At 72.0% G+C, this 20294-nt stretch carries 17 protein-coding genes; 12 read left to right on the top strand and 5 right to left on the bottom strand.

Features of this window, described 5'->3' with window-relative positions; translation table 11 throughout:
• The first annotated feature begins 24 nt into the window (after positions 1-24).
• On the top strand, positions 25-669 hold the full coding sequence (locus tag RBJ77_RS39885) for an NADPH-dependent F420 reductase (RefSeq protein ID WP_372349446.1): 645 nt from the start codon (positions 25-27) through the stop codon (positions 667-669).
• On the opposite strand, the gene RBJ77_RS39880 is transcribed toward RBJ77_RS39885, so the two are convergent.
• Both RBJ77_RS39880 and RBJ77_RS39875 read right to left on the bottom strand, forming a co-directional pair.
• Positions 655-1335 (bottom strand): glycerophosphodiester phosphodiesterase, encoded by a 681-nt coding sequence (locus tag RBJ77_RS39880; protein WP_372349445.1) that lies wholly within the window; start codon positions 1333-1335, stop codon positions 655-657. The genes RBJ77_RS39885 and RBJ77_RS39880 overlap by 15 nt on opposite strands.
• 16 nt (positions 1336-1351) lie before the next feature.
• Positions 1352-2515: an adenosine deaminase gene (locus tag RBJ77_RS39875; RefSeq protein ID WP_372349444.1), complete on the bottom strand. Its 1164-nt coding sequence runs from the start codon at positions 2513-2515 to the stop codon at positions 1352-1354.
• A gap of 183 nt (positions 2516-2698) precedes the next feature.
• On the opposite strand from RBJ77_RS39875, the gene RBJ77_RS39870 reads away from it, so the two are divergent.
• A complete protein-coding gene (locus RBJ77_RS39870; RefSeq protein WP_372349443.1) occupies positions 2699-3130 on the top strand; it encodes a DUF4190 domain-containing protein in 432 nt (143 codons plus the stop codon).
• 36 nt (positions 3131-3166) lie between these two features.
• On the opposite strand, the gene RBJ77_RS39865 is transcribed toward RBJ77_RS39870, so the two are convergent.
• Positions 3167-3751, bottom strand: a complete 585-nt coding sequence (locus RBJ77_RS39865; protein ID WP_372349442.1) for an NADAR family protein — start codon at positions 3749-3751, stop codon at positions 3167-3169.
• A 218-nt stretch (positions 3752-3969) separates the two neighbouring features.
• On the opposite strand from RBJ77_RS39865, the gene RBJ77_RS39860 reads away from it, so the two are divergent.
• The 8 genes from RBJ77_RS39860 (at position 3970) to RBJ77_RS39825 (ending at position 13721) form a co-directional block, all read left to right on the top strand.
• Complete coding sequence (locus tag RBJ77_RS39860) at positions 3970-5475, top strand: gamma-aminobutyraldehyde dehydrogenase (RefSeq protein WP_372349441.1); 1506 nt, start codon at positions 3970-3972, stop codon at positions 5473-5475.
• A gap of 57 nt (positions 5476-5532) precedes the next feature.
• The gene (locus RBJ77_RS39855) at positions 5533-6792 is read left to right on the top strand and encodes a spermidine/putrescine ABC transporter substrate-binding protein (protein WP_372349440.1); all 1260 of its coding nucleotides are present in this window, start codon (positions 5533-5535) and stop codon (positions 6790-6792) included.
• Positions 6793-6841: 49 nt separating this feature from the next.
• A complete protein-coding gene (locus tag RBJ77_RS39850) occupies positions 6842-8011 on the top strand; it encodes an ABC transporter ATP-binding protein (protein WP_372349439.1) in 1170 nt (389 codons plus the stop codon).
• On the top strand, positions 8008-8943 hold the full coding sequence (locus RBJ77_RS39845; protein WP_372349438.1) for an ABC transporter permease: 936 nt from the start codon (positions 8008-8010) through the stop codon (positions 8941-8943). The genes RBJ77_RS39850 and RBJ77_RS39845 overlap by 4 nt, the downstream gene beginning before the upstream one ends.
• Positions 8943-9734 carry an ABC transporter permease gene (locus RBJ77_RS39840; RefSeq protein ID WP_255975594.1) on the top strand — a complete coding sequence of 264 codons (792 nt, stop codon included), beginning with the start codon at positions 8943-8945 and terminating at the stop codon, positions 9732-9734. Before RBJ77_RS39845 ends, RBJ77_RS39840 begins: the two co-directional genes overlap by 1 nt.
• 13 nt (positions 9735-9747) lie before the next feature.
• Complete coding sequence (locus tag RBJ77_RS39835) at positions 9748-11166, top strand: NAD(P)/FAD-dependent oxidoreductase (RefSeq protein WP_372349437.1); 1419 nt, start codon at positions 9748-9750, stop codon at positions 11164-11166.
• A 163-nt stretch (positions 11167-11329) separates the two neighbouring features.
• The gene (locus RBJ77_RS39830) at positions 11330-11788 is read left to right on the top strand and encodes a hypothetical protein (protein WP_372349436.1); all 459 of its coding nucleotides are present in this window, start codon (positions 11330-11332) and stop codon (positions 11786-11788) included.
• Positions 11789-11900: 112 nt separating this feature from the next.
• Positions 11901-13721 carry a chitinase gene (locus RBJ77_RS39825; RefSeq protein ID WP_372349435.1) on the top strand — a complete coding sequence of 607 codons (1821 nt, stop codon included), beginning with the start codon at positions 11901-11903 and terminating at the stop codon, positions 13719-13721.
• Here the strand turns inward: RBJ77_RS39825 and RBJ77_RS39820 are convergent.
• On the bottom strand, positions 13675-14274 hold the full coding sequence (locus tag RBJ77_RS39820) for a phosphatase PAP2 family protein (protein ID WP_372349434.1): 600 nt from the start codon (positions 14272-14274) through the stop codon (positions 13675-13677). The two genes, RBJ77_RS39825 and RBJ77_RS39820, sit on opposite strands and share 47 nt — an antisense overlap.
• A gap of 400 nt (positions 14275-14674) precedes the next feature.
• A complete protein-coding gene (gabT, locus tag RBJ77_RS39815; protein ID WP_372349433.1) occupies positions 14675-16009 on the bottom strand; it encodes a 4-aminobutyrate--2-oxoglutarate transaminase in 1335 nt (444 codons plus the stop codon).
• A 266-nt stretch (positions 16010-16275) separates the two neighbouring features.
• On the opposite strand from gabT, the gene RBJ77_RS39810 reads away from it, so the two are divergent.
• On the top strand, positions 16276-18423 hold the full coding sequence (locus RBJ77_RS39810; RefSeq protein ID WP_372349432.1) for an ATP-binding protein: 2148 nt from the start codon (positions 16276-16278) through the stop codon (positions 18421-18423).
• A 170-nt stretch (positions 18424-18593) separates the two neighbouring features.
• Complete coding sequence (locus tag RBJ77_RS39805; RefSeq protein WP_372349431.1) at positions 18594-20252, top strand: PucR family transcriptional regulator; 1659 nt, start codon at positions 18594-18596, stop codon at positions 20250-20252.
• Positions 20253-20294 lie beyond the last annotated feature (42 nt).

Here is a 20294-nt window from a genome sequence, read left to right as displayed (position 1 = left end):
GACCGGCTGCCTAGCGTCCTCCTCATGCGGATCGGAATCCTGGGAACGGGCAACATGGCGGACGCGCTCGGCGCGCACTGGGTGCGGGCGGGCCACGAGGTCACCGTCGGCGGACGGGACGAGGAGAAGGCGGCGCGGCTCGCCGCACGGATCGGGGCGGCGGGCCACGGCAGTCTGCGGGCGGCGGCGCGGGCGGCCGACGCCGTCCTGCTCGCGCTGCCCCACGAGGCGGGGGAGGTGGTCGTCGCCGGACTCCGGGGCGAGCTGGCCGGGAAGGTGCTGGTCGACTGCTCGAACCCGGTGGGCGCGGGCTTCCGGCTGCTCACGGAGGGCGGGCCCGCCGCCGCAGGGCGCCTCGCCGCGGCCGCGCCCGACGCCCGCGTGGTCAAGGCGTTCAACCTCTGCCACGAGGACGTGTGGCGGATGACGCCGCCGGTCTTCGACGGGCAGCCGCTCGCCGTCCCGCTCTGCGGTGACGACGAGCGGGCCCTGGACGTCGTACGGGAACTGGTGCGGGACGTCGGCTGTGCGCCGGTGACCGCGGGCGGGCTCGACCGGGCCGGGCTCGTGGAGGCCACGGCCGCCCTCGTCATCGGGCTGTGGGTGGGGGAGGGGGCGGACGCACGGGCGATGCTGCCGCCCCTCGCGTACGCGTCAGGCCCCGCGTAGCCCGGTCAGGACGTCGATCCGGTTCGTCGTGACCGAGTCCACGCCCGCGTCGAGCAGCCGGCGCATCGAGCCCTTCGTGTCCGGGGTCCACGCCGAGACGAGGTAGCCGTCGCGGTGCACCCGGGCCGCGAGGTCCCGGTTCACCAGGGGGAAGCGGTAGTTGAGCCAGCGCGGGCGGACCGCGTCGAGCAGGACGGGGCGCGGCGGGGCGAGGGACGTCCAGGTCAGGGCGATCTCGGCGGCCGGATCCGCGGCGCGGACCCGGAGCATCGTCTCGGCGCCCGCGCAGTAGTAGACGCGCTCCTCGGCGCCGCAGTCCCGGATCGTGCCGACGATCGAGCGGACCGCCCGGGCGTTCGCGCCGGGCAGGTCCACCATCACCCGGGCGTCGGCGAGCACGTCGAGCGCCTCGGCGAGGGTGGGCACGCCCCCGCCCGTCAGCCCGCGCACCTCGTCCGAGGAGAGCGCGGACAGCGGCCGGTCCTGCTCCCACAGCCGCTTCAGCGACGCGTCGTGCAGCAGCACGGGCACGCCGTCCCGGGTCAGTCGTACGTCGATCTCCACCGCGTCCGCGCCCCGTTCGAGCGCGGAGCGCAGGGACGGGAGGGTGTTCTCGCGGACGCGGTAGGGGTCGCCTCGGTGGGCCACGGCAGTCACGGTGCGCATGGCCACCATTGTGGCGTCAGCGAAGTCCTCGGACGGACGTCAGCCAGCGCTCCGTGTACGCGTCGATCTCCGCGGCGATCCGGGACTTGCCCGCGTCGTCGAGGAAGGAGACGCGCACCGCGTTCTTGGCGAGCTCGGCGACGCCGCGCTCGTCGAGGCCGAGCAGCCGGGCCGCGACCGCGTACTCGGTGTTCAGGTCGGTGGAGAACATCGGCGGGTCGTCCGAGTTGATCGTGACGGTCACCCCCGCGTCCACGAACTGCTTCAGCGGGTGCTCCTCCAGGGTGCGCACGGCGCGGGTCGCGATGTTCGACGTCGGGCACACCTCCAGCGCGATGCCGTGCTCGGCCAGGTGCGCGAGGAGCTTCGGGTCCTGCGCCGACGACGTGCCGTGCCCGATGCGCTCGGCGCGCAGCTCGGTCAGCGCGTCCCACACCGTCCCGGGACCCGTCGTCTCGCCCGCGTGCGGCACCGAGTGCAGGCCCGCCGCGATCGCCCGGTCGAAGTACGGCTTGAACTGCGGGCGCGGCACCCCGATCTCGGGCCCGCCGAGCCCGAACGACACCAGGCCCTCCGGCCGCAGCTTGTCGTCCGTGGCGAGCCGCGCCGTCTCCTCCGCCGACTCCAGGCCCGCCTCGCCCGGAATGTCGAAGCACCAGCGCAGCACCGTGCCGAACTCCGTCTCGGCCGCCTTGCGGGCGTCCTCGATGGCGTCCATGAACGCCCGGTCGTCGATGCCGCGCCGGGTGGAGGAGTACGGGGTGATGGTCAGCTCGGCGTAGCGCACGTTCTGCCGGGCCAGGTCGCGGGCCACCTCGTACGTGAGGAGGCGGACGTCCTCCGGCGTGCGGATCAGGTCGACCACCGACAGGTACACGTCGATGAAGTGCGCGAAGTCCGTGAACGTGAAGAAGTCCGCGAGCGCCTCGGGGTCGGTCGGCACCTTCGAGTCGGCGTGCCGGGCGGCGAGCGCCGAGACGATCCTGGGGGAGGCCGAGCCCACGTGGTGGACGTGCAGTTCTGCCTTCGGCAGTCCGGCGATGAAGGTCTGCAGGCTCTGGCTCACGGGTTCCTCCCCAGGAACTTCTTTGATCGGCTGATCGGGGTCCCGGTCATCGTAAGCGGGGCCCGATCCGGGCCGGTTTCCGGGCGTCCGGGCGGATCCGGGGCGGCTTAGCATGGCCGGATGACCGAGCAGTCCTCCTACGGGGCCCCTGGGCCGTACGAGCCCCAGGGGTACGCGGGACAACACCCGGCGCCCACGCCCCACCCGGGACACCAAGGGCACCCGGGACACCCGGGATACCAAGGGACTCCGGTGTATCCGGGAAATCCAGGACGACCGGGACAACCTGGACACCCTGTGCACGCGAACCCGTACGCGCCGCCCGGTGAACCCGTGCCCCCGCCGCCCGTCGGCCCCGAGGGCCCCGGAGTCTTCCCGTACCCGGCCTACGGCTGGGGCGGCGTGCCCGCGGGACCGGCCAACGGCATGGGGGTCGCCGCGCTGGTGCTCGGCATCATCACGGCGGTCGGATTCGTGGCGTGGCCGGCGGCGATCGTGACGGGCGTCCTCGCCGTGGTGTTCGGCGTACTGGGGCGGGGCCGGGTGCGGCGCGGCACGGCGACCAACGGCGGGCAGGCGCTCGCCGGGCTCATCTGCGGAATCGGCGGACTGATCCTCGCGCTGCTGCTCGCCGTGGTGTTCGTGGTGAGCGCACTCGACGACGAGGAGCCCCCGCCCGGACCGGACGGCGGCTCGGACGAGCCCGGATACGCGGTCGTCCTGCGCTGACGCCCCGCCGGACAGGACCGGACAGGACCGGTCGCCCTAGCCGCGCAGCCGCTCCCGGGCCGCCATCAGCGCGAAGCCCAGCAGATTGGGGCCCCGCCAGCGCCGCGGGTCCTGGGCCGCCGGGTCGTCCGCCGCCAGCCCGATGCCCCAGACCCGGTCGACCGGGCTGGCCTCCACCAGGACCCGCTCACCCGTGCCGAGCAGGAAGTCCCGCAGCGCCGGGTCCGAGCCGAACTTGTGGACGCTGCCCTCGACGACGACCGCGAACCGCTCCCGGCGCCACACCGCCTCGTCGAAGCCCCGCACCAGCCGCCCGGCCTGCTTGGCCTGCGACGGGTGCCCCGCCCCGATCGCGCGCCGCTCCGCCTCCGCGTCGCCGAAGACCCGGGCCTTGCCCGCCATCATCCAGTGCTCCGCCGTCGCGTACTCCACCCCGGCCACGGTGAACGGCGACGGCCACCACTGACTGAGGCAACTGGCGCCGAGCGAACCGTCCTTGCGCGGCGCGTGCCCCCAGAAGTGCAGATACTTCACGCGCCGCCCGGACTCCAGCGCCCGGACCAGCGATTCCGTGCTGTCGATGGACACTTCGCCCCCGCCGGTCCCGTCGATCTTCCCCATGCACGCGAGTCTGGCACGCACCACTGACAACCCGTCCTGGGTTTTCCAGGGGGACTCGACAGTCGGTCGACAGATTCCGTCGCGTAACCAAAAGGCAACAACGGAATCACTTGTTGGCCTGGGGGTCCTCTGTCAGGATCGGCACTCAAATCGAGCTGGAGCCACGCCGGCACCCGCAGGACGGGAGGCCGGCGGAGGAGAGCGAGAGCGAGAACCTGATGCACAACCCCTTCCCCGCGCAGGACCGGTTCGCCGACGGCGCGAACTTCATCGCGGGCCGGCTGACCCGGGGCACCTCGGGGCGCACCCACGCGGTCGTCGACCCGGCCACCGGCAAGGACGTGTACACGTACGAACTCGCGGGCACCGACGACGTGGACGCCGCCGTCGCCGCGGCCCGTGACGCCTTCCCCGGCTGGGCGGGCGCGACGCCGGGCGAGCGGTCCGACGCGATGCACGCGTTCGCGGGGGTGCTGGCCGAGCGGGCCGAGGAGCTCGCGCAGGCCGAGTCGCTGCAGTGCGGCAAGCCGATCAAGCTGAGCCGTGAGTTCGACGTGCCGGGCACCGTCGACAACACCGCCTTCTTCGCCGGCGCCGCCCGGCACCTGCAGGGCCAGTCCGCGGGCGAGTACAGCGGCGACCACACCTCGTACGTACGCCGCGAGCCGATCGGTGTCGTCGGCTCCATCGCCCCCTGGAACTATCCCCTCCAGATGGCCGCCTGGAAGGTGCTGCCGGCCATCGCCGCCGGGAACACCATCGTCCTCAAGCCCGCCGAGCTGACCCCGCTCACCTCGCTGCTGTTCGCGCAGGCCGCCACCGAGGCCGGCATCCCCGACGGGGTCGTGAACGTCGTCACCGGCGCCGGCCGGGACGCGGGCGAGCACCTCGTGGGCCACCCCGACGTCGCCATGACGTCCTTCACCGGTTCCACCGGCGTCGGCAAGCGGGTCGCCGAGATCGCCACCGCGACCGTCAAGCGGCTGCACCTGGAGCTCGGCGGCAAGGCGCCGTTCGTGGTCTTCGACGACGCCGACCTCGACGCCGCCGTGCACGGCGCCGTCGCGGGCGCCCTCATCAACACCGGGCAGGACTGCACCGCCGCCACGCGCGCGTACGTGCAGCGCCCGCTCTACGAGGCGTTCGTCGAGCGGACGGCCGCCCTGATGGAGACCGTCAGGCTCGGTGACCCGTTCGCCGACGACACCGACCTCGGCCCGCTCATCTCGCACGCCCAGCGCGACCGCGTCGCCGCCTTCGTGGACCGCGCCCGCGGCTACGCGCGCGTGGTCACCGGCGGCGAGGCCCTCGACCACCCCGGCGCCTTCTACCGGCCGACGCTGATCGCCGACGCCGCGCAGGACAGCGAGATCGTGCAGTCCGAGATCTTCGGCCCGGTCCTGGTCGTGCTGCCCTTCGACAGCGACGACGAGGGCATCCGGCTGGCGAACGACACCCCGTACGGACTCGCCGCCTCCGCCTGGTCGACCAACGTCTTCCGGGCGAACCGCGCCACCCGCGAGATCAAGGCGGGCTGCGTATGGGTCAACGACCACATCCCGATCCTCAGCGAGATGCCCCACGGCGGCTACAAGGCGTCCGGCTTCGGCAAGGACATGTCCGCCTACTCCTTCGAGGAGTACACGCAGGTCAAGCACGTCATGTTCGACAACACCGCGGTGGTCCGCAAGGACTGGCACCGCACGATCTTCGGGGACCGATAGTCGTTCGGGCGGCCCCTGGCGGGGCCGTCCCCCTCTCCCGAAAGGGCAACCACGCGCATGGAGCAGTACGAGCCCGACCGCCTGTCCCCGGCCCAACTGGCCGCCATGCACCGCGGCCTCAGGAACGGCGGGGCGAGAACCTCGCTGAGCCGCCGGTCCCTGCTGCGCGCCTCGACCGGCGGCGCGCTCGCCGTCGGTGGACTCGGCGCGCTGACCGGCTGCGGCATCCCGGCGGCGAGCAAGTCCCAGGGCGGCATCTCGTCCGAGGACCACTCGGCCAAGGAGAAGGAGATCAACTTCTCCAACTGGACCGAGTACATCGACATGAGCGACGACGAGAAGCACCGCCCCACGCTCGACGCGTTCACCCGGCGCACCGGGATCAAGGTCAAGTACACCGAGGACATCAACGACAACGTCGAGTTCTTCGGCAAGATCAAGCCCCAGCTGGCGGCCGGCCAGGACACCGGGCGCGACATCATGATCCTCACCGACTGGCTGGCCGCGCGCCTCATCCGCTACGGCTGGGTGCAGAAGCTCGACGCGTCGAACCTGCCGCACGCCTACACCAACCTGGCCACCCAGTTCCGCAACCCCGACTGGGACCCGGGCCGCGCCTACTCCTACCCCTGGCAGGGCATCGCCACGGTCATCGCGTACAACACGAAGGCCACCGGCGGAAAAGAGATCACGTCCGTCTCGCAGCTGCTCGACGACCCCAAGCTCAAGGGCCGGGTCGGACTGCTCTCCGAGATGCGCGACACCATCGGCATGACCCTGCTCGACCTGGGCAAGGACCCCCGCGACTTCAAGGCCGACGACTTCGACGCGGCGATCGCGCGCCTGCAGAAAGCCGTCGACAGCAAGCAGATCCGCCGCTTCACCGGCAACGACTACATAGCCGACCTCAGCAAGGGCGACCTCGCGGCCTGCCTCGCCTGGGCCGGTGACGTCGTCCAGCTCCAGGCGGACAATCCGCACGTCAAGTTCGCGATCCCGGACGCCGGTTACATCTCGTCGACCGACAACATGCTGATCCCGAACAAGGCCCGTCACAAGACGAACGCCGAGAAGCTCATGGACTACTACTACGAGCCGGCGGTCGCCGCGAAGACGTCGGCCTGGATCAACTACGTCACCCCGCTCGAGAGCACGATCATCAAGCCGGAACTCGCCAAGATCGACAAGGACGTCGCGAACGACCCGCTGATCGTTCCCGACAAGGCACAGGCGGCCAAGGCGCACGGCTTCCGCTCGCTCACCGCGAAGGAAGAGACGTCGTTCGAGGAGAAGTTCGCCCAGCTCACCGGCGGCTGAGCCGACACCTCCCGCCCCGCACATCCGCCCCCGACTCCCTGGACTCACCATGACGACTCTGCAGCAGAGCGACCACGGCGGCGACGTCCGTCTCACCGGCATCAGCAAGACGTACGACAACGGGTTCACGGCCGTGCGGCCGCTCGACCTCACCGTGCCGCAGGGCTCGTTCTTCGCGCTGCTCGGCGCCTCCGGCTGCGGCAAGACGACGACGCTGCGCATGATCGCGGGTCTGGAGGAGCCGACGACAGGAACGGTTCACCTCGGCGACCAGGACGTCACGGGACTGCCCCCGTACAAGCGCCCGGTCAACACCGTCTTCCAGTCGTACGCGCTCTTCCCGCACCTCGACATCTTCGAGAACGTCGCGTTCGGCCTGCGCCGGCGCGGCATCAAGTCCGTGAAGAAGCAGGTCGAGGAGATGCTCGACCTGGTGCAGCTCGGCGAGCACAAGCGCAAGAAGCCGCACCAGCTCTCCGGCGGCCAGCAGCAGCGCGTCGCGGTGGCCCGCGCGCTCATCAACCACCCCAAGGTGCTGCTCCTCGACGAGCCGCTCGGCGCCCTCGACCTCAAGCTGCGCCGCCAGATGCAGCTGGAGCTCAAGCGCATCCAGACCGAGGTCGGCATCACCTTCGTCCACGTCACGCACGACCAGGAGGAGGCCATGACGATGGCCGACACCGTCGCCGTGATGAACCAGGGCCGCGTCGAGCAGCTCGGCGCCCCCACCGACCTGTACGAGAACCCCGGTTCCACCTTCGTCGCCAACTTCCTGGGCACCTCGAACTTCGTCGAGGCCGAGATCATGGGCCGGGCGGGCGACGCGCTGACCCTGCGGGCCGGTGACGGCAAGCTCACGCTGCCCGCCGACCGGTGTTCGGCCGCCACCGCCACGGGCGGCAAGGTCCTGGTCGGCGTACGGCCGGAGAAGATCTCCCTCACCCACGCCGACGACGCCGCCGAGATAGCCGACGGCCGCAACCGCATCACGGGCCGGATCGCCGAGTCCAGCTTCATCGGCGTCTCCACGCAGTTCGTCGTCGACAGCCCCGTCTGCGACGCCTTCGAGGTCTACGTGCAGAACGTCGAGCGCGACGTCCGCCTCGTGCCCGGCGCCGAGGTCGTCCTGCACTGGAACCCCGCGCACACCTTCGGCCTGGACGCCGCCCAGGACATCGAAGCGGGCGTGGAGAAGGTCTCGGAGGACACGGCCGCATGAGCACCGTCACCGACGCGCCACCGGCGCCCCCGGCCCCGGCCCCGGCCGAGAAGCCCCGCAAGGTACGCAAGCGTGGCCGCCTCGTCCCGTACTGGCTGCTGCTGCCGGGCATCCTCTGGCTGGTCGTCTTCTTCGCCCTGCCGATGGTCTACCAGGCCTCGACGTCCGTCCAGCAGGGTTCGCTGGAGGACGGCTTCAAGGTCACCTGGCACTTCGCCACCTACTGGGACGCGCTGTCCGACTACTACCCGCAGTTCCTGCGCTCGGTCCTGTACGCGGGCTGCGCCACGATCCTGTGCCTGCTGCTCGGCTACCCGCTGGCCTACCTGATCGCGTTCCGCGCGGGCCGCTGGCGCAACGTCGTCCTGATCCTGGTCATCGCGCCGTTCTTCACCAGCTTCCTGATCCGCACGCTCGCCTGGAAGACGATCCTCGCGGACGGCGGCCCGGTCGTCGGCGCCCTCAACACGCTGCACGTCCTGGACGTCACGACCTGGCTGGGCATGACCGAGGGCGACCGCGTCCTCGCCACCCCGCTCGCCGTGGTGTGCGGACTCACGTACAACTTCCTGCCGTTCATGATCCTGCCGCTCTACACCTCGCTGGAGCGGATCGACGGCCGGCTGCACGAGGCGGCGGGCGACCTCTACGCGTCCCCGGCCACCACCTTCCGCCGGGTCACGTTCCCGCTGTCGATGCCGGGCGTCGTGTCCGGCACGCTGCTGACCTTCATCCCGGCGGCCGGCGACTACGTGAACGCGGACCTGCTCGGCTCCACCGACACCCGCATGGTCGGCAACGTCATCCAGACGCAGTTCCTGCGCATCCTCGACTATCCGACGGCCGCCGCGCTCTCCTTCATCCTGATGGCCGCGATCCTCGTCATGGTCACCGTCTACATTCGCCGTGCCGGAACGGAGGATCTCGTCTGATGCGCTGGCTGCGAAAGAACCTGGTGGTCATCGCGGGCCTGATCACGCTCGCCTATCTCCTGCTGCCGAACGTCGTCGTCACGGTCTTCTCCTTCAACAAACCGAAGGGCCGCTTCAATTACGAGTGGCAGCAGTTCTCGCTGGACGCCTGGAAGAATCCGTGCGGCGTCGCCGACATGTGCGGCTCGCTGTCGCTGAGCCTGCAGATCGCCTTCTGGGCGACGCTCGGCGCGACCGCGCTCGGCACGATGATCGCCTTCGCGCTCGTCCGCTACCGCTTCCGGGCACGTGGCGCGGTGAACTCGCTGATCTTCCTGCCGATGGCGATGCCGGAGGTCGTGATGGCGGCCTCGCTGCTCACGCTCTTCCTGAACATGGGCGCCCAGCTGGGCTTCTGGACGATCCTGATCGCCCACATCATGTTCTGCCTCAGCTTCGTGGTGACGGCCGTCAAGGCCCGCGTCATGTCGATGGACCCGCGTCTGGAACAGGCGGCGCAGGACCTCTACGCCGGTCCCGTGCAGACCTTCGTGCGCGTGACGCTGCCGATCGCGGCGCCCGGCATCGCGGCGGGCGCGCTGCTCGCCTTCGCGCTCTCCTTCGACGACTTCATCATCACGAATTTCAACGCGGGCTCGACCGTGACCTTCCCCATGTTCGTCTGGGGATCGGCGCAGCGCGGTACGCCCGTTCAGATCAATGTCATCGGTACGGCCATGTTCCTGATCGCCGTCCTGTGCGTCCTTGCCGGAATGATGGTCGGCAGGCGAAAGAACAAAACTGTTTCCTGAGGGAGTTGAAATCATGGCCGCAAGCGCCATGAATCGCTGGACCACGTCTCTTTCCGACGCCCGGCCGGTCTCGTACTGGCTGGACGACCCCGGCAGGCCCGAGGCCCGGCCCGCCCTCACCGGCGACGAGCACTGCGATCTGCTCGTCGTCGGCGGCGGCTACAGCGGACTGTGGACCGCACTCATCGCCAAGGAGCGCGACCCGGCCCGTGACGTGGTCCTCGTCGAGGGCCGCGAGATCGGCTGGGCCGCCTCCGGGCGCAACGGCGGATTCTGTGCCGCCTCCCTCACGCACGGCACGGCCAACGGCCTCGCCCGCTGGCCCAAGGAGATCAAACGCCTTGAGGAGCTGGGCGCCGAGAACCTCGACGCCATCGAGGCGGCGGTCGCCCGCTACGCCATCGACTGCGACTTCGAGCGCACCGGCGAACTGGACGTCGCGACCCAGCCCCACCAGGCCGCCGAACTCCGCGAATTCCACCAGGAGTTGACCGAGGCGGGGCTCGCGGACGGCCTGGAGCTGCTGGACGCCGGGCAGACCCGCGAGCAGGTCGCGTCGCCCACCTTCCTCGGCGCCCTGTACGACCGCGACGGCGTCGCCATGCTCCACCCGGCGAAGCTCGCCTGGGGCCTCAAGCAGGCCTGCCTCGGCCTGGGCGTGCGCATCTACGAGAACACGCCCGCGACCCGACTCGCCTCGAACGGCGGCGGGGTGGCGGTCCGCACCCCGTACGGCCGGGTCTTCGCCCGGCACGCGGCGCTCGGCACGAACGTCTTCCCGTCGCTGGTCAAGCGGACCCGCTCCTACACGGTGCCGGTCTACGACTACGCGCTGATGACGGAGCCGCTGACCGCCGACCAGCTCGCCTCCATCGGCTGGAAGAACCGCCAGGGCCTGGGCGACTCGGCCAACCAGTTCCACTACTTCCGGCTGTCCGCGGACAACCGGATCCTGTGGGGCGGCTACGACGCGATCTATCCGTACGGCGGTCGGGTCCGGGCCGAGTACGACCACCGCCCGGAGACGTACGCGAAGCTCGCCGGCCACTTCTTCACCTGCTTCCCGCAGTTGGAGGGCCTGCGCTTCTCGCACGCGTGGGGCGGCGCCATCGACACCTGCTCGCGCTTCTCGGCGTTCTTCGGCACGGCCCACGGCGGCCGCGTCGCCTACGCCGCCGGGTACACGGGCCTGGGTGTCGGCGCGACCCGGTTCGGCGCGGACGTGATGCTCGACCTGCTGTCGGGCGAGCGCACGGAGCGCACGGAGCTGGAGATGGTGCGCACGAAGCCGCTGCCGTTCCCGCCCGAGCCGTTCGCGTACACCGGCATCGCCCTCACCAAGTGGTCGCTGGCCCGCGCCGACGACAACGGCGGCCGGCGCAACCTGTGGCTGAAGGCGATGGACACCGTGGGCCTCGGCTTCGACAGCTGAGCCCGCCCGTCACGCCGGGCTTGATCGACCGGCGTACGCCCTGGTGGCGCGGCGTGACCCGGTCCACTACCAAGAAGTAACCCGAACTCGCGTAATGCCGGGACCTCCTGGCCCTCTCGCTCGTGACCAACGCTGTCGGAGCGAGGAAGAGGGAGGTCCCGCCATGACTGGCTCGGGGGCCAAATCGGCGGTCGAGTGGCTGGTGTCGGTGGCGCCGGATCCGGAGGCGTGCCGCTGGGAGTGGGAGCGCAATCCGCACGGGGTGGCGCTGCTGCCCGCGGGACGCCAGTGGGACGTGCTGATCCTGCCGGGAGATCTCGGCTACCCCACGCTCGACGTCCTGACCCGCGTCATCGACCGGCCGGGACCGGTCCTCGCGGACTTCGGCGAGGCCAGGATGGGCTTCTTCGTGCCCGCGGGCACGGCGGCCCGCTGGCTCGGCACCGGTGTGCGGGGCGCGGGGCGCGGCACCTGGATCGTGGTGCCGTACCCGGGCCGCGCGACGGGCGGCGTGCGCTGGCTGGTGCCGCCGGACGGCTCCGGCACGCTCACCGACCCCGGCGTCCTGGAACTCGCGATGCACGAGGCGGCGGCCCAACTGGCCAGGGAGGCGGGGGAGTAGGGCGCCGCGGGCGACGGGAAGGAGACGGCGCGAACCCTTGACAACTCAATTGGTCTGGACCAAGTTGGGCGCGCTCCACCGTGCCCCTTCCCCGCCACGCCCGGAGACCCCCATGACCCGATCCAGACCCGGCAGACTCCTCACCACCCTCACGGCCGCCGCGCTCGCCGCGACCGGCCTCACCGTCCTGTCCGCGCCCACCCCCGCCCGCGCGGCCGACACCGACCTGGCCCGCAACGGCGGCTTCGAGTCGGGCCTGGACGGCTGGACCTGCACGGCGGGCACCGGAAAGACCGTCACCTCACCGGTGCACAGCGGTACGTCGGCGCTCCAGGCGACCCCGACGGCCGCCGACAACGCCCAGTGCTCCCAGACGGTCACCGTGAAACCGGACTCCGCCTACACCCTGACGGGCCAGGTCCGCGGCAGCTACGTCTACCTCGGCGCGAGCGGCACCGGCACCACGGACGTGTCGACGTGGACCCAGTCGGCCCCGGACTGGCAGCAGTTGACGACGACGTTCCGCACCGGCCCGGCCACCACCAAGGTCACGATCTACACGCACGGCTGGTACGGCACCCCGGCCTACACCGCCGACGACATCACCCTCGTCGGGCCCGGCGGCGAGACCCCGGCGCCGCCGACCGCCCCCACGGGCCTCACCGCGGGCACGCCCACCGCCACCACCGTCCCCCTGTCCTGGACCCCGGTCGCCGGCGCGACGAGCTACGCCATCTACGCCAACGGCACCAAGTCCCGCACGGTGACCGGCACGTCGGCCACGCTCACCGGCCTCACCCCCGCGACGGCGTACAGCTTCCAGGTCGCCGCGGTCAACGACGCCGGCGAGTCCCCGAAGTCGTCCCCGGTGACGGCCATGACGACCGAGGGCACCCCGGGCGGCGGCACCGGCGGAGACCTGCCCACCCACGCCCTGGTCGGCTACCTCCACGCGAGCTTCGCCAACGGCGCCGGCTACACCCGCCTCGCCGACGTCCCCGACAGCTGGGACGTCATCGACCTGGCCTTCGGCGAACCCACGTCGACGACCTCCGGCGACATCCGCTTCAACCGCTGTCCGGCCGCCGAATGCCCCGGCGTCGAGTCGGACGCCGACTTCAAGGCCGCGATCAAGGCCAAGCAGGCGGCGGGCAAGAAGGTCCTGATCTCGATCGGCGGCCAGAACGGCCAGGTCCAGCTGACCACCACGGCCGCCCGGGACACCTTCGTCTCCTCGGTCTCCAAGATCATCGACACCTACGGGCTCGACGGCCTCGACGTCGACTTCGAGGGCCACTCCCTCTCCCTGAACACCGACGACACGGACTTCAAGAACCCGAAGACCCCCGTGATCGTGAACCTGATCTCGGCCCTGAAGACCCTGAAGGCCAAGTACGGCGACACGTTCGTGCTCTCGATGGCGCCCGAGACCTTCTTCGTGCAGAACGGCTACCAGTTCTACGGCACCGGCAAATGGGGCGGCCAGGACCCGCGCTGCGGCGCCTACCTCCCGGTCATCCACGCCCTGCGCGACGACCTCACCCTGCTCCACGTCCAGGACTACAACTCCGGCCCGATCATGGGCCTCGACAACCAGTACCACTCCATGGGCGGCGCCGACTTCCACATCGCGATGACCGACATGCTGCTCACCGGCTTCCCGGTCGCGGGCGACGCCAACAACGTCTTCCCGCCGCTGCGCCCCGACCAGATCGCCATCGGCATGCCCGCCTCGACGAACGCGGGCAACGGCTACGTGGCGCCCGCCGAGGTGAACAAGGCCCTGGACTGCCTCACCAAGAAGACCAACTGCGGCTCGTACACCACCCACGGCACCTGGCCCGGGCTGCGCGGCCTGATGACGTGGTCGGTGAACTGGGACCGCTTCAACAACTGGGAGTTCCAGAAGAACTTCGACGCGTACTTCGGCTGACCCACCGGCTCAGCACGTACGCCGTCGCGCAGAGCAGCACCACCGACAGGCACCAGCTGCCGATGACGTCCACCGGCCAGTGGTAGCCCTGCCGCACGAGACCCAGGCCTACGGCCGCGTTCAGCAGGACGCAGCCGTAGGCCGTCGCGCGTGAGCGCAGGACGCCGCCCAGCAGCAGGACGCACAGGCCGTACGCGACCGCCGCCGTTGCCGCGTGGCCCGACGGGTAGAAGCCCGTCCCCGGGGCCATCGGCGGCGGGCCGGGGCGGGCGATCGCCGACTGGAGCGGGGCGACCAGGGCGGGGACCAGGGCCATGGTCACGAGCGCGGCGACGGCCGGGCGCCAGGCGCGGGTCAGCCAGGTGACACCGGCGAGGACCACGGCGAGGACCGGCAGGGCCACAGACAGGTTGCCGAGGTCGGCGAAGAACTCCGCCGGGCCCGACGGGATCGCGCTCGTCCGGATCGCGTCGCCGAGGCGTTCGTCGGGAGACAGGAGCGGGCCGTCCGTTGCCACCTGCCACGTCAGGGCCGCGAAGAGGAGTGCGGCCACCAGGGTGAGCAGCGTGGGAAAAATGGTCGGCCGGCCCGGAACAGGGGGGGTAGTTCCGAGCCGGCCGAACTGACCGGCGAACCGCACGCCCCGGGGGGTTTGGGGCGGGCGACCGTCCGATCGGTGAGGAGTTCCGGAGCCGGAAGCTCCGGGTGTGTGCGCGAGGGCACGACCAGGGCGGGGCTGGGGAGGCTCCGACCCGGTGTCGCCCACAGTCCCCCGTGGGCGAGGTGTTTCTCTCATCTGCAGAAACCGTACGTCAGGGGTCCCGGGCGCGACAGCCGGTTGGCCAAGCTGCCATGGGGCCCGCACACGTTCTTCACACGGCCCGACCGTTACCGCAGGTCACGGAATGGTCACCGGTTCGGCCGCCGCGGATCGGGCCGTGTGAAAGCAGTGCTCAGAGCGCCGCGAAGGCGTTCTCGATGATGTCGAGACCCTCGTTGAGCAGGTCCTGACCGATGACCAGCGGAGGCAGGAAGCGCAGCACGTTGCCGTAGGTGCCACAGGTGAGGACGAGCAGGCCCTCGGCGTGGCAGGCCTTGGCGAGCGCGGCGGCCGCCGCCGGGTCCGGCTCCTTGGTGGCGGGGTCCGTGACCAGCTCGATGGCGATCATCGCGCCACGGCCGCGGATCTCGCCGATGGCCGGGAACTTCTCCTGCATCGCCGTCAGGCGGGCCTTCATCGTCGACTCGATCTCCTTCGCCTTGGCGTTGAGGTCGAGCTCCTTCATCGTCTCGATGGCGCCGAGCGCACCGGCGCAGGCCACCGGGTTGCCGCCGTAGGTGCCGCCGAGGCCGCCCGCGTGCGCGGCGTCCATGATCTCGGCCTTGCCGGTCACGGCGGCGAGCGGGAGACCGCCCGCGATGCCCTTGGCGGTCGTGATCAGGTCCGGGACGATGCCCTCGTCCTCGCACGCGAACCACTGGCCGGTGCGGCAGAAGCCGGACTGGATCTCGTCCGCGACGAACACGATGCCGTTGTCGGCGGCGAACTGGCGGATCGCCGGGAGGAAGCCCTTGGCCGGCTCGATGAAGCCGCCCTCGCCGAGCACCGGCTCGATGATGATCGCGGCGACGTTGTCCGCGCCGACCTGCTTGGTGATCTGGTCGATCGCCTGGGCGGCGGCCTCCGGACCGGCGTTCTCGGCGCCGGTCGGCCAGCGGTAGCCGTAGGCGACCGGGACCCGGTAGACCTCGGGCGCGAACGGGCCGAAGCCCTGCTTGTACGGCATGTTCTTGCTGGTCAGCGCCATCGTCAGGTTCGTACGGCCGTGGTAGCCGTGGTCGAAGACGATGACGGCCTGGCGCTTGGTGTAGGCGCGGGCGATCTTGACGGCGTTCTCGACGGCCTCGGCGCCGGAGTTGAACAGGGCCGACTTCTTCGCGTGGTCGCCCGGCGTCAGCTCGGCCAGCGCCTCGGCGACCTCCACGTACCCCTCGTACGGCGTCACCATGAAGCAGGTGTGGGTGAACTCCTGGAGCTGGGCGGAGGCGCGGCGGACCACGGCCTCGGCGGACGCGCCGACCGACGTCACGGCGATGCCGGAGCCGAAGTCGATCAGACGGTTGCCGTCGACGTCCTCGATGATGCCGCGGTCCACCCGGGCGGTGAACACCGGCAGCGTGGAGCCCACGCCCGCGGCGACGGCGGCGAGGCGGCGCTGCTGCAGCTCCTGCGACTTCGGGCCGGGGATGGCGGTGACGACGCGGCGCTCCTGCGGGATGTCGCTCATGCGGGGCTCCTGGTTCAGGTGGGGCGGCTGGGCCGGGCTGGTCGTCGTCCGGTTTCGCCGGGATGTACGGGGGTTTCCTCGCAGGTTAGGTGCGCCGCGGCGGGGCGGTCATGCTCCATCGGGGTGGGATTGTGGTGGCATGTTGTCCGAGTTGGACACATGGGTACGACGCCCCGTACGGGCCAGCGGGGCGCGTAATCGGTGAACTCCCTTGGTACGGGCACTAGATTGAGGCCGGATCGACCGCTGAGCAGGGGGCAAGGGCCATGGAGACCGAGGGCACGAGCGGCTCCGCCGAGGAACGGGACGTTTCCTCGGGGAGCGTGGGATCGCGCGGCGCGGCAGTGCCGCACCCGGCCCGCCCCGTCACACCCCCGCCCCGGCCCGCCCACGCGCCGGGGGCCGCGCCCGGCGGCAACGCGGAGTTCCTGACCTGGCTGCGGACCCCCCGGCCCTCGGCCGCACCCGGCGTCTGGCGGTTCGGGCACCTGCCCCGGCCGGACGTGGCGCCGGAGCGGACACCGACCCGGCAGCTGGTCAGCGGCGCGCTCATCGCGTTCCTGGTGGGCTGGCTCGTCTGGTCGCTGCTGTGGAACGGCTACCTGGGCGGCTGGTGGCTGCTGCCGCTGTACGCGATGGTCCCGGACTCCTGGGCGTCGCCGCACTCGATCGCCTCCGTCGTCGTCGTGTACCTGTACTACGCCGTGTTCGCCGTCGGGATCATGGTCGGCGTCGGCCGCCTCGGCCGCTGGGGCGAGCTCTGGCGGCGCTTCGGCTACCCGGCCTGGCGGGTCGCCGCGGCACCGGTGCAGGCCGCACGGCCCGTCGCCCCGGAGAAGGACCCCGTGCAGTGGCCGCAGCTCCGGGAGGCCGGGGCCGCCGAGGCCGCCGAGCGGCTCGGCGCCGACGCGCGCGGCGGGCTGATGCGGGACGTCGACCACGCCCGGATCGCCCGCGCCTGGCAGGGCGTGAAGCGCGGCCGGCACAGCCTGGGCGCCTTCACCGCCGCCGTCGTCAAGGACGGCGCCGCCGCCTGCCCGCACCCCTCGGGAACGCGCGACCTGCCCGCCCGCTCCGCCCGCCACGACCTCGCGACCGCGCAGGTCAGGATCGGCGCGGCCGCCGACGACGAGCGCAACCCGTACGCGTACCGGGGCGTCGGCCTCGGCATCGGCCCCGATCTGCTCGGCACCTCCCTGCTCGCCGTGGGGCCGCCCGGCGCGGGCAAGACCGGCAGCGTCGTGTGGCCGCTCGCCGAGTCGCTCTGCCTGGGCGCCCTCGCCGGGCGGGCCGCCGTGGTCGTCGTCGGCGCGGCCGGCGCCGGGCTCGGCTCGCCGGACACCTACGACGTCGTCGTCCGGATCGGGGCGCCCGACTCCGTCTACGACCTCGACCTCTACGGCGGCAGCCAGGACCCGGACGAGGCCGCCGCCGTGCTCGCCGAGGCCCTCGTCGGCGACCTCGCCGACCCGCACCCGAGCGGCGACAGCCGGCGCTCCACGACCGTCCTCGCCCAGCTCCTCGGCCCCTACGCCGCCGTCCACGGACGCTTCCCCTCCGTCCCCGAACTGCGGCAGCTGCTCGACGGCTCACCGGTCGCGCTCGGCGCACTGCGCAAGTCGCTCACCGAGGCGGGCCACGAGGCGATGCTGCGCGAACTCGACGCGCGCGAGCGGCAGCTGGCGCACCCCGGCGACGTCGGAGCGGTGCTCGCCGACCGGATCGCGCTGCTCGACCGCCCCGCCTTCGCCTCGTTCTTCGACACGTCGGGCAGCACCCGCCCGTTCTCCCTCCGCGCCCTCGACCACCCCGTCCGCGTCCGGATCGACCTGCCGGAGCGCGGGCACGCGGACGCCTCCCGGATCCTGGCCAGACTGGTGCTCGCCCAGTTCATGACGAGCGTGGTCACGCGCGAGGACCGCTCGCTCTTCGCCTGTCTGGTGCTCGACGACGCGACCGGGGTGGTCACCCCGCAGTCCGTGCGCGGCATCCAGCGGCTGCGCTCGGCGAACGCGGGCGCCGTGCTGACCCTGCGCACCCTCGACGACGTGCCCCGGCCGCTGCGCTCCCCGCTGCTCGGCGCCGTCGGCTGCCGGATGGCGCTGTCCGGGCTCACCCCGTGGGACGGCCAGGACTTCGCCGAGGTGTGGGGCAAGGAGTGGACCGAGGCCCGCGACGTCACCGACCGCCAGATCATCGCCGAGACCCCCGCGGGCAAGGCGCTGCACGCCGTGCGCCGGGTGATCACCGGGCGCGCCCCGACCGCCCGCGCGGTCACCGTCCGCCAGGTCGAGCGCGAGCGCTGGTCCGCGTCCGACCTGGCACACGCTGTCCCGCCGGGCCACGCCGTGCTCTCCCTGACGACCGTGCGGGGGGAACACGCGCCTCCGCTTCTGGTGGACCTGCGGGCCTGAGCGGGGCCTGAAGAACAGCTGAGGATCGTGGGGCCGGGACCCAGGGGTACGTACGGTGAGGCAGAATCGGCACGGGGCGTTCATACGGAGCGGCCAAAAGCTTCACAAGTCCCGCTCGTTCCGACCGCCCCACCGGTCCCGCCTGTACCCCCAGCACACCTGAAGGCCCCATGCCGCCCACGCTCGCCTCGCTCGTCCACCACTCGGCGCTCAAGCTCACCGTGCGTGCGGGCGAGGAACGGCTGGACACCCCTGTCCGCTGGGCCCATGTGAGCGAGCTCGCCGACCCCGTCCCCTACATGGAAGGCGGCGAGCTCCTCCTCATCACCGCCCTGAAACTGGACGCCGACGACCCCGACGCGATGCGCCGGTACGTGAAGCGGCTGGTCGGCGCGGGCGTCGTCGGCCTCGGCTTCGCGGTCGGCGTCAACTACGACGCCGTGCCGGACGCCCTGGTGCAGGCCGCGCAGGACGAGGGCCTCCCGCTCCTCGAAGTACCTCCCCGCACCCCCTTCATCGCGATCAGCAAGGCGGTGTCCGCCGCCATCGCGGCCGACCAGTACCGGGCCGTGACGTCGGGGTTCGCGGCGCAGCGCGAGCTGACCAAGCAGGCCCTCAGCGAAGGACCCGAAGGACTCCTCTCCGTCCTCGCCGGACAGGTCGACGGGTGGGCCGCGCTCTACGACGCGTCCGGAGCGGTCGTCGCGACCGCGCCGGAGTGGGCGGGCCGCCGCGCCGCCCGGCTGACCCCCGACGTCGAACGACTGCGGGAACGGCCCGCGCCCGCGAGCTCCGTGGTGGCCGGCGGCGCGGACGACCGGGTCGAACTGCACTCCATCGGCACCGGGCGCCGCCCCCGCGCGGCCCTCGCCGTCGGCACGGCCGCGGCCCTCGGCACCGCCGAGCGGTACGCCCTGCACTCCGCGATCGCCCTGCTCACCCTGACCACCGAGCGGTCCCGGGCGCTGTACGCCGCCGAGCAGCGGATCGGCGCCGCGGTGCTGCGGATGCTGCTGGCCGGCGAGCCCGACCACGCGCGGGCCGTGGCCGGCGACCTGTACGGGGCGCTGCTCGACGCGCCGTTCCGGATGGTCCTCGCGGAGGCCGTGGCACCGCCGCCGAGCGGGGTCGCGGTGCAGGGCGGGGCGTCGTCGGCCGGGACCGCGCTGCTGCTCGCCGAAGTGGTGACCGGGGCGGGGCCGGGCAGCGACCCGGTGTCCGTCCTCGTGGACGTCGTCGAGTCCGCCGCGGCCCGCGCGGGCGAGGCCGTGCTCGTCGTGCCCGACGGGGAGCGGGTCGTGCTGCTCGTCGTCGACGGGGGTGCGGCCGTCGACGCGTGCGGGCAGTACGCGGAGGCGCTGGAGTCGACCCGGGCGGACGGCTCCGCCGGGTCCGCGGTGGCCGGCGACGAACTCGTCATCGGCTTCTCGGCGCCGGCCGGGCCCATCGCCGCGGCGAGCGCCTTCAAGCAGGCCGAGCAGGCGCTGTCGGTGGCCCGGCGGCGGGGGCGGATCCTCGTCGAGCACGAGGACGTGGCGGCGGGGTCCGTGCTGCCGCTGCTCGGCGACGACGCGGTGCGGGCCTTCGCGGACGGGTTGCTGCGGGCGCTGCGCGATCACGACGCCACGGGGCGGGGTGACCTGGTCGCTTCGCTGCGGGCGTGGTTGTCGCGGCACGGGCAGTGGGACGCCGCTGCCGCGGATCTGGGCGTGCACCGGCACACGTTGCGGTACCGGATGCGCAGGGTCGAGGAGATCCTGGGCCGCTCCCTGGACGACCCGGACGTCCGGATGGAACTGTGGCTGGCCCTCAAGGCAACTGGCGCGTAACGCCTTACCGGCGGGGGACCGGGTTGTTCTGTGGTGGGCGAC

The organism is Streptomyces sp. KL116D (assembly GCF_030766975.1).
GTDB classification, from domain to species: Bacteria; Actinomycetota; Actinomycetes; order Streptomycetales; family Streptomycetaceae; genus Streptomyces; species Streptomyces longispororuber_A.
Note: the sequence above shows the minus strand (reverse complement) of the source record. Positions and strands in the feature narration are given on the sequence as shown.